The 8,640-nt window shown below is 55.9% G+C and carries 12 protein-coding genes; 4 read left to right on the plus strand and 8 right to left on the minus strand.

The window, feature by feature from the left end; translation table 11 throughout:
* Nucleotides 1-156 precede the first annotated feature (156 nt).
* The gene (locus tag ACSZPU_RS20685; protein WP_499002705.1) at nt 157-603 is read left to right on the plus strand and encodes a DUF441 domain-containing protein; all 447 of its coding nucleotides are present in this window, start codon (nt 157-159) and stop codon (nt 601-603) included.
* On the opposite strand, the gene ACSZPU_RS20690 is transcribed toward ACSZPU_RS20685, so the two are convergent.
* The 5 genes from ACSZPU_RS20690 to ACSZPU_RS20710 form a co-directional block, all read right to left on the minus strand.
* Nucleotides 586-1,278 (minus strand): amino acid ABC transporter permease, encoded by a 693-nt coding sequence (locus ACSZPU_RS20690; RefSeq protein WP_499002708.1) that lies wholly within the window; start codon nt 1,276-1,278, stop codon nt 586-588. The two genes, ACSZPU_RS20685 and ACSZPU_RS20690, sit on opposite strands and share 18 nt — an antisense overlap.
* Entirely contained in the window at nt 1,268-2,023 is a 756-nt protein-coding gene (locus ACSZPU_RS20695) for an amino acid ABC transporter permease (RefSeq protein WP_499002710.1), read from the minus strand. Before ACSZPU_RS20695 ends, ACSZPU_RS20690 begins: the two co-directional genes overlap by 11 nt.
* A complete protein-coding gene (locus ACSZPU_RS20700; protein ID WP_499002712.1) occupies nt 2,023-2,844 on the minus strand; it encodes an amino acid ABC transporter ATP-binding protein in 822 nt (273 codons plus the stop codon). Before ACSZPU_RS20700 ends, ACSZPU_RS20695 begins: the two co-directional genes overlap by 1 nt.
* Nucleotide 2,845: 1 nt before the next feature.
* Nucleotides 2,846-3,667, minus strand: coding sequence for an ABC transporter substrate-binding protein (locus ACSZPU_RS20705; protein WP_499002714.1), 822 nt, complete (start codon nt 3,665-3,667; stop codon nt 2,846-2,848).
* Nucleotides 3,668-3,872: 205 nt separating this feature from the next.
* Nucleotides 3,873-4,661: an AraC family transcriptional regulator gene (locus ACSZPU_RS20710; protein WP_499002718.1), complete on the minus strand. Its 789-nt coding sequence runs from the start codon at nt 4,659-4,661 to the stop codon at nt 3,873-3,875.
* Between the two features lie 99 nt (nt 4,662-4,760).
* On the opposite strand from ACSZPU_RS20710, the gene ACSZPU_RS20715 reads away from it, so the two are divergent.
* A complete protein-coding gene (locus tag ACSZPU_RS20715) occupies nt 4,761-5,948 on the plus strand; it encodes a CynX/NimT family MFS transporter (protein WP_499002720.1) in 1,188 nt (395 codons plus the stop codon).
* A 33-nt stretch (nt 5,949-5,981) separates the two neighbouring features.
* Here ACSZPU_RS20715 and ACSZPU_RS20720 read toward each other — a convergent pair whose 3' ends face one another.
* The gene (locus tag ACSZPU_RS20720; protein WP_499002723.1) at nt 5,982-6,689 is read right to left on the minus strand and encodes a CTP synthase C-terminal region-related (seleno)protein; all 708 of its coding nucleotides are present in this window, start codon (nt 6,687-6,689) and stop codon (nt 5,982-5,984) included.
* Between the two features lie 162 nt (nt 6,690-6,851).
* On the opposite strand from ACSZPU_RS20720, the gene ACSZPU_RS20725 reads away from it, so the two are divergent.
* Nucleotides 6,852-7,373, plus strand: coding sequence for a 2-thiouracil desulfurase family protein (locus ACSZPU_RS20725; protein WP_499002726.1), 522 nt, complete (start codon nt 6,852-6,854; stop codon nt 7,371-7,373).
* Entirely contained in the window at nt 7,348-7,689 is a 342-nt protein-coding gene (locus ACSZPU_RS20730; protein ID WP_499002729.1) for a DUF488 domain-containing protein, read from the plus strand. Before ACSZPU_RS20725 ends, ACSZPU_RS20730 begins: the two co-directional genes overlap by 26 nt.
* A 1-nt stretch (nt 7,690) precedes the next feature.
* On the opposite strand, the gene ACSZPU_RS20735 is transcribed toward ACSZPU_RS20730, so the two are convergent.
* The gene (locus tag ACSZPU_RS20735) at nt 7,691-7,996 is read right to left on the minus strand and encodes a hypothetical protein (RefSeq protein ID WP_499002731.1); all 306 of its coding nucleotides are present in this window, start codon (nt 7,994-7,996) and stop codon (nt 7,691-7,693) included.
* A gap of 76 nt (nt 7,997-8,072) precedes the next feature.
* A complete protein-coding gene (locus ACSZPU_RS20740; RefSeq protein ID WP_499002734.1) occupies nt 8,073-8,315 on the minus strand; it encodes a putative hemolysin in 243 nt (80 codons plus the stop codon).
* Nucleotides 8,316-8,640 lie beyond the last annotated feature (325 nt).

Raw genomic sequence — 8,640 nt, forward strand, 5'->3', positions numbered from 1 at the left:
CATGAGTAGCATTATTGGCAGAGCCAACTTATTGCTGACCACCTCCATAGGAGGTGGTGTTCATGCAAATATAAAAAGCCTGCTTAACAATGCCTATCCGCGTAAAGTAATGTAAGCAGGCTTATCTTTTCATTGGCAAGGAACGAAACACTCTCCATGTTCGATACAACTCTCTTCATTCTGATTGGGCTGGTGGCGCTGAGCTTCTTTAGCCACAACACCACCGTCGCCGTTGCCGTTATGGTGCTGATCATTATCCGTATCACGCCGCTCAACACGTACTTCCCGTGGGTCGAAAAACAGGGTTTAACCGTCGGAATTGTCATTCTGACCATTGGGGTAATGGCCCCTATCGCCAGCGGTTCACTGCCGCCGTCGACATTAATCAGCTCGTTTCTGAACTGGAAATCACTGATCGCCATTGCGGTGGGGGTGTTTGTTTCCTGGCTGGGTGGCCGCGGTGTGACGCTGATGAGCTCGCAGCCATCGCTGGTGGCCGGACTTCTGGTGGGAACCGTATTGGGTGTGGCCCTGTTCCGGGGCGTACCGGTAGGGCCACTGATTGCGGCAGGTCTGGTGTCGCTGTTAATTGGTCGGCAGTAAGTGCCGACGCTGCCAGCGCTTAACGCCAAACTCCAGTAAGCTACACAGCAGGTAATAGACCAGCCCGGTGAAGATAAACAGGGCCGCAGGGTAAACCTGCACCCGATTATTCACCTGCCCGGCGACCGTAGTCAGCTCCGGCACATTGACGATAAACGCCAGCGATGTGTCTTTTAGCAGGGCGATAAGCAACCCAATGTAAGACGGAATAGCGTTACGTAACGCCTGTGGCAGCAGCACCAGGCGCAGAATGTCCACGCTGCCAAATCCACTGCTTATTGCTGCTTCATGTTGCCCCTTCGGTAACGCGTTAAGCGCCGCCAGCGTCGAATACATCACCGATGCCGAGGTAAACCACGCCAGCGCCAGAGTGACGGTCACCGCCCCCGGCAGGTCCGCCCCGGTTATCCACGGCAGCAAAAACCACATCCAGAAGATGACAAAAATCAGCGGGATCCCGCGAATCAACTCGGCCCACAAAAAAAGAAGCTTGCGCGGCCAGCCCGCAAAACGCCACGCGCAGCAGGCGAGCAACACTCCGCAGGGAAACGCCAGTACGCCGGCTCCCAATGTCATCATTACCGATAGCAGTACACCGCCCGGTTCCCCCTGAAGCGCACGCCCCAGCAGCAAATAGCCGAGGTTGTCGGTGATGACGGTAAGATTATCGACCACGGTGTGCCTCCTTGCGGGTCATCGCTCGCCAGCCACGCGGCAGGTTAAAGAGCAGACTCATCGCCAGCCCCAGCGCCAGATACAGCACGCTGCCCACCGTAAAGGCTTCCAGCGCGTGGGCGTTAAAGCTCTCAATTTGCCGCGTCTGGTAGGTGAGTTCTGCAAAGCCGATGCCGGTTGCCAGCGACGAGAGTTTCATCAGATTCAGATACTGCCCCACCACCGGCTGCCAAGCGTTCTCCAGCCCCTGCGGAAGCAGCACCCAGCGAAACAGCGCCAGGTCGCTAAACCCCTGCGATTTTGCCGCTTCGATTTGCCCGCGCGGCACCGCATGTAACCCGGCCTGAATCTCTTCCACCAGAAATGCCGCCGTGAATAGCCCCAGCGCCCAGGCCGAAGAGAGAAATTCCGGGGTAAACCACCAGACATCCCCCGGCAGAATACTAAAGGCGTGGTCATCGTTGACGTACTGACGAAACGCCAGCGGCAGCACGTTCCATGCCGCGAAATACCAGAACAACAGTTGCACCAGCAGCGGCGTATTGCGAAACAGCGACACCCACACCGCCACGACCGCTCTCCCCGCCTTTCCGCCAGCCAGACGCAGGGCCAGCAGAAAAACCGTCATCACGGTCGCGAGGATAACGCCCACCACCGTGACCCAAATGGTGGTCAGAAAGCCAGAGGTGAGCCATTGTGCAGGTTGGCCGGTAAAAACGCCCGCCCAGTCGAGATGAATCCCCATTACAGCTCCTTGCCGTCAGCATGGAGCGGATTAAGCACTTTTTGCAGGAAGCGCTGGGCGCGCGGATGCTGCGGCGCGGTGAAAAACGCCTCCGGCGCAGCCTGCTCGAGGATTTCGCCACCGTCGATAAAAATCACCCGGTCAGCAATTTCGCGGGCGAACTGCATCTCGTGGGTCACGACGATCAAAGTGATCCCGCTGTGGGCCAGCGATCGCATCACCTGCAGCACTTCGCCAATCATCTCCGGATCAAGCGCCGAGGTCGGTTCATCGAACAGGATGATATGCGGCCCTGCTGCCAGCGTGCGGGCAATCGCCACCCTCTGCTGCTGGCCGCCGGAAAGCTGCGACGGATAGTGCCCGGCTTTATCGCTCAGCCCGACGCGGTCCAGCAGCTCGAGGGCGATGTTTTTTGCCTCCGCCGCCGACTTGCCATGAATGCGGGTCAACGCCAGGGTGATGTTTTCCAGCGCGTTCAGATGCGCATAAAGATTAAATTGCTGGAACACGAACCCGACCTGGCGGCGCAGGTTGCGCAGTTCGCGCCCCTTAAGCTGGCTTGTCGGTTTGCCGTCTACCAGAATCTCACCGCTGGTCAGGGTTTCCAGCCGATTGATAAGACGAATAAGCGTCGATTTACCCGACCCGGATGGCCCGCACACGGCAATCACTTCCCCTGCCGCAACCTGCAAATCGATGTTGTTCAACACGCGGTGGTCACCGTAGCTTTTGCTGGCTTTGCGAAACTCCACCGTTCCTTTTTCCACGGGAAAAGCCTCCGGGGCTTGCGCCACGGAGGGTGAAAAGAGACCTGCCAACATATTACTTCGCTTCTATTTTAAAGCTGCGCGGAGCCGGGGCTTTGGTTTGCGGACCAAACCAGACGTCGTAGATTTTTGCCGCTTCGCCGGTCTGTTCCAGCTTCACGAGCTCCTCGTTGACGGCTTTCAGCAGCGCGGTTTCACCTTTGGTGACGCCCACACCGATCTCTTCTTTGGAGAGCAAGTCCGGCAGGATTTTGAATTTGGCTTTATCCGGCGCTTCCGCCAGCAGGCCTGCCAGGATGGTGCTGTCCTGAGTGATCGCCTGCACGTTACCGTTACGCAGTGCGGTCAGCGCCAGCGGGATATCGTCATAGGCCAGCACGCGGGACTGCGGGAAACGCTGATGCAGCGCCTGCTCGCCAGTGGTGCCTTTTACCGCACCGATGCGCGCTTTGCTGTAGCTATCGAGTTTGTCTGAACCGGTTGCCGCTACCAGGAACTGCTGGCCGGTGACAAAGTATGGGGTTGAGAAATCAATCACCTGCGCACGTTCCGGGGTAATGGTGATATCTGCAACAATCAGATCCACTTTACCGGACTGCAACAGCGGGATACGGTTCGCCGGGTTAGTGGCGACCAGTTCCAGCTTTACGCCCAGGCTTTTCGCCAGCGCTTTAGCGAAATCCACGTCATAGCCGACGATTTCGTGGCTCTGCGGATCGATGGCGCCAAACGGCGGGTTCGCGTCAAATGTTGCCACTTTGACGACACCTGCGGCTTTAATATCAGCCAGTTTGTCTGCGTGTGCGGCAAATGAGAAAGTAGAAAGTAATGCCAGTGCGGTCAGCGCACCGATTTTTTTCGAAGATGTGGTTGCCATGCTAATCCTTACGCCCTGTTATTAGTCATATTTCAGGGCTAAAGTCACATAACAGTAATCATCAGACAAATATCAAAAAGTGCATTAATTATCCAAAAAAGTTATTAAAAACGCTTACTCCATACTAATCACTTATCACTGACAAGCCGCCAGCAAAAACACGCATAAGCCACACTTCTTAAAGGGAATTGACAGCAGAAAATAATTACACCTGCTCAAGAGCGGCAAGGTAACGCCCCGGCGTCTGGCCTAACCCTTTCTTAAACATCGTAATAAAGGCCGTGGTGGAATCATACCCCAGCGCCTGAGCAACGTTCTGTACCGACTCGCCGCCAATCAACAAACGAAGAGCAAGGATCAGCTGCAGCTGATGCCGCCAGCGGCGAAAACTGAGTCCCGTCTCCTTCACCACCAGGCGTGCCAGGTTGCGTTCGCTCATGGCAAATTCCTGCGCCCATTGCGCCAGCGTCTGCCACTGGGCGGGAGCCTGCTCCATGGTATCGACCATCTGGCGAATTTTGCTGTGCGGCGAGACGGGAAGTTGCAGCTGCATCTGCGGCTGGCGGGGCAGTTCGTCAAACAGCACCTGCACCAGCCGCTGTGTTGCCGGTTGCTGGCGTTCTCGATGGCTACGCGTAGAAAGCGTCAGGATCAGTTCACGTACCAGCGGGGAAATTTTCAGCGTGCAGCACTGATCCGGCATATCGAGCCTGTCGGGTTCAACAAACAAAAAGCACAGTTTTGCCCCCGGCGTGGCGTGGTTGCTGTGGGCGACCAGTCCCGGCAGCCAGATGGCGTGATGGGGCGGCACCATCCAGCGGGCGTTTTCCACTTCGCTGGTGATCGCCCCGCTGAGGGCCAGAATCAGCTGTCCTTTGCGATGGCGATGCTGCGGGATCCGTTGCTCATCGGCCTCAACGACAATACTAAAGGCCAGCGCCGCCTCCTGCTGACTGTCGGGATTAAAGCCATCCAGGCCAAGACCGTGCTGCATAAAGTTGTCCGAATATAGCGATAAACTGTCATTTTAGCTTGATTTCATCAGCGCGAAAAAGGGGTATGGTGTGCTTCTGCTATTTATCCTGAGAATACAATGACCACTGCGATTTCTTCACGGGGCAAACAAGGGGTACTGCTTTTCGCGGGAATCCTGATGATTGCCACCACCTTGCGCGTCACCTTCACCGGGGCCGCACCGCTGCTTGATACTATTCGTGCCGATTATGGCTTAACCACTGCGCAAACAGGGATGCTCACCACCCTACCGTTACTGGCTTTTGCCCTTGTATCCCCCTTAGCCGCGGGCATTGCCCGGCGACTGGGAATGGAACGCAGCCTCTTTGCCGCCATGCTGTTGATTTGCGCGGGCATCGCGGTACGTTCACTCCCCTCGCCTGCGCTGCTCTTTGTCGGCACGGCCATCATTGGCTGCGGCATCGCAATGGGTAACGTGCTATTGCCGGGGATCATTAAACGCGATTACGCGGGCCAGGTCGCCAAACTGACTGGTGCCTACTCGGTAACCATGGGGGCCGCAGCGGCACTTGGTTCTGCAGTCATTGTCCCGCTTTCGTTAATGGGCGCAGGCTGGCACGGCGCGTTGCTGATGTTGATGGCCTTCCCGCTGCTTGCGATGCTGCTGTGGTTGCCGCAGTTGCGTTTCGCAAAACCCGCCAGCTTATCAAGCTCGCCGGTGACACAAAGCCGCAGGATCTGGCGCTCACCGCTGGCCTGGCAGGTGACGCTATTTTTAGGGATTAACTCGCTGATTTATTATGTGGTGATTGGCTGGCTGCCGGCGATTCTTATCAGCCACGGTTACAGCGAATCCGGCGCGGGTTCTCTGCATGGCCTGCTGCAGCTTGCCACGGCGTCGCCGGGAATTCTGGTGCCGCTGATCCTTCATCGCCTGCGTGACCAGCGTGCGCTTGCCGTACTGGTGGCGTTAATGTGTGCGGTAAGCTCCGCCGGTTTTTGGATTTGGCCGGATCAGGCGGTTCTCTGGACGCTGATGTTCGGTTTTGGCTCCGGGGGCACCATGATCCTTGGGCTAACCTTTATCGGCCTGCGCGCCAGCTCCGCGCATCATGCGGCGGCGCTCTCAGGGATGGCGCAATCGGTGGGCTATCTGCTGGCGGCCTGTGGGCCACCGCTGATGGGTAAAATCCACGACGCCAGCGACTCCTGGCAAATCCCGCTTATCGCCTGCGCAATATTGTCGGTGTTGATGGCGCTGTTTGGTGCCTGCGCCGGGCGCGACCGCGAGATGGTCAGCACGTAAAAAAACAGGCCCGAGCGGCCTGTTTTCATTTTCTCAATCTTTTGCCGCTTTCAGCATCGCCTGTACCAGTGGTACCGGGCGTCCAGCCAAAGCATTGCGCTCGTGCTGGAATAGCGTCGCAACAAAGAACGGATGGTTAGTCAGTTCGACCGCGCGGATCTCCCCCTCTTCATCCCAGCCTGTTACCCGCATATCACTCTTTTCCAGTTCGGCGGCAAAATCCGGCGAGATCCCATAGCTACAGCGGTAGCCTTCGCTGATTTTCTCCTGCCCATAGGCGCGGGCGATCAGCGTGTTTGGACGCAGTTCGATGTCCGCCACCTGATCGATCAGCGAGCAGCTTAGCGGAACGATCACCATTCGTCCTGCATCGTCGGTTTCCTGGTGAGCAGCATCACCCACGCCCATCGCATGGCGGGCATATTCAATAATCGCGTGCTGGAAGCCACCGCAGGTGCCAAGGAACGGTATCGCATTTTCCCGCGCGTACTGAATGGCGATAAAGGCGCCTTCAGGGTTTTTATACGGACTTGCCGGAACCACCCAAATTGCATCGTAGCCAACGAGGTCATCGCTGCTGCTAATGTCAGAGGTCGCCAGCCAGTCGTAATCTGCGGTAATCTCAAGCACGGCGGCGGCGTCATCGATCGCCAGAGGAATTGCCTGATGCGCGACAACGTCGTGATTGTAATCACCAACAAGGGCAATTCTCAGGGTATTTTTAACGGGAATATGGGTCATGAAGGGGTCCTTATGTCAGAGCTAATAACGAATAACATAAGGAACCTCACATTAACGATCTTTCGTCTATATCACAACACCTTAAAAATGGCAGGACACACTTTGCCTTATTCAGATGAAAATGAAGCTTAAGGCAACAGATGCGTCGAAACTGGAGAAAAAATGCGCAATAAAATTCTGGTCAGCGCCTGCCTGGTGGGGTTCAAGGTCCGTTATAACGGTAGTGAAAAAGCGGCATTACAGCAAGTACTGGCCTGCTGGCAGCAGGAACAGAGTCTGGTGATTCACTGCCCGGAACTGGCCGCAGGGCTGTCTATTCCGCGCGCACCGGCAGAAATACGCGATGGAAACGGTCATGATGTGATGCGTGATGCGGCGCGCATCGTTGAGGATACCGGCGAGGATGTCACCGCACACTATCAGCTCGCCGCCTGGCTGGCGCTCAAAACTGCACAGGCGGAAGGCTGTTGCGCGGCGCTGCTGACCGACGGCAGCCCCACCTGCGGCAGCCAGCTGATTTACGATGGCACCTTTAGTGGCGTTCAGCAGCCCGGCATGGGTGTCGCCGCCGCCCTGCTGGAAGCAAACGGCATTCGCGTCTTTTCCCACCAGCAGCTCCCGCAACTGGTCGCTTTTATCGAAGAGAGGGAACGTACCGATGATTCAATGCAAACGCGTCTATGACCCGGCCTCCGTTCAGGATGGCTACCGGGTTCTGGTTGATCGCCTGTGGCCACGGGGAGTGAAAAAAACCGATCTGCATTATGACGAATGGTGCAAGGATTTGGCCCCATCAAGCGAATTGCGCAAAGCCTTTCACGGCGAGGTACTGGATTTCGCCGGGTTTCGCGACGCCTATCTGGCAGAGCTCGCCGGAAAGCGAGAAATGGGAAAACAGCTTTGCGAGAAAGGTAAAGACGCCCTCACCCTGCTCTATGCCGCCAAAGGCACCCGGCAAAATCATGCGCTGGTGCTGGCGCAATGGCTGGCATCGCTGTAAATCAGGAAATGACCTGCTCGCGATCGTGTTCAGGCAGACTATCCGGGTCAAGGGGCATCAGGTGTTCGGCGCGCACAAAGGCGAAGCCCTGTTGACCATCGAATGCCACCACATCGCCGGTCACCAGCCACAATGCACGGTTCGCGTTTTGCGGCATGCGTGTCATCACGCCATTGACCGGATTAAGGAACATCTCGCCAGGCTGGCAAAGCCCAAATAACTCTACAGATTTGCCGATATTACCGCGCCCGGCGGGCGTTTGAGCACCAATGACCATCGCCAGGCTGCCCGGTCGTAACTGAAACATAATTCTCTCGCGTACACATGCATCAGGGTAAATTAAGAATATTCTGAATTAAGTTTACCCTGATGCATGGTCAGTGTCACGAGCCAGATTTCGGATGATCGCGCCGCCACAGTTCCCATTCATCCACCACGTCACCCCCCTGTAGTTTGCACTCTGTACGCACGCCCTGTGGACTCTGCACCGGGACGCGTTGCCCGCCCATTTGCAGACAATACTCCGCTGCCGGATTAGCTTTTCCCGCCGCCGGCGGACGTGGCGCATCCGGTTTTGTGGAGCACGCGGTCAGTGTAAAAATAAAAGCGAACAAAATATTACGCATCGAATTATCCATATTGAAATAATTATCCAAAAATTTAGCTTAATGCCTTACAAGGGATATCTCCATGATTTCTCCATTTTTACACCACTTTTTGCGGATATATTTGCCTTGTTCTCACCCATGACCAGAGAACATCATTCCGTAATCAATGAGTTTTTGCCCCGTCTCATCAACGGGGCTTTTTTTTTGCGCACTCTCATAAACTGACTCTTTATTGATGCCGATATATAAAATTTATTTTAGCCATGCTTTAGATAGTGTCGTCACAAGATTTTAGCCCAGAGAGCGATGCATCTGATCTGGACGGCAGCGAGAAATGAGGCCG

The sequence above is a fragment of the Phytobacter sp. V69 genome (assembly GCF_965644215.1).
Classification (GTDB): domain Bacteria; phylum Pseudomonadota; class Gammaproteobacteria; order Enterobacterales; family Enterobacteriaceae; genus Phytobacter.

Coding starts and splice junctions, on each gene's coding strand:
- ACSZPU_RS20685 (WP_499002705.1), top strand. CDS start 157: ATGTTCGATACAACTCTCTTCATTCTGATTGGGCTGGTGGCGCTGAGC.
- ACSZPU_RS20695 (WP_499002710.1), bottom strand. CDS start 2,023: ATGGGGATTCATCTCGACTGGGCGGGCGTTTTTACCGGCCAACCTGCA.
- ACSZPU_RS20700 (WP_499002712.1), bottom strand. CDS start 2,844: ATGTTGGCAGGTCTCTTTTCACCCTCCGTGGCGCAAGCCCCGGAGGCT.
- ACSZPU_RS20705 (WP_499002714.1), bottom strand. CDS start 3,667: ATGGCAACCACATCTTCGAAAAAAATCGGTGCGCTGACCGCACTGGCA.
- ACSZPU_RS20710 (WP_499002718.1), bottom strand. CDS start 4,661: ATGCAGCACGGTCTTGGCCTGGATGGCTTTAATCCCGACAGTCAGCAG.
- ACSZPU_RS20715 (WP_499002720.1), top strand. CDS start 4,761: ATGACCACTGCGATTTCTTCACGGGGCAAACAAGGGGTACTGCTTTTC.
- ACSZPU_RS20720 (WP_499002723.1), bottom strand. CDS start 6,689: ATGACCCATATTCCCGTTAAAAATACCCTGAGAATTGCCCTTGTTGGT.
- ACSZPU_RS20725 (WP_499002726.1), top strand. CDS start 6,852: ATGCGCAATAAAATTCTGGTCAGCGCCTGCCTGGTGGGGTTCAAGGTC.
- ACSZPU_RS20730 (WP_499002729.1), top strand. CDS start 7,348: ATGATTCAATGCAAACGCGTCTATGACCCGGCCTCCGTTCAGGATGGC.
- ACSZPU_RS20735 (WP_499002731.1), bottom strand. CDS start 7,996: ATGTTTCAGTTACGACCGGGCAGCCTGGCGATGGTCATTGGTGCTCAA.
- ACSZPU_RS20740 (WP_499002734.1), bottom strand. CDS start 8,315: ATGCGTAATATTTTGTTCGCTTTTATTTTTACACTGACCGCGTGCTCC.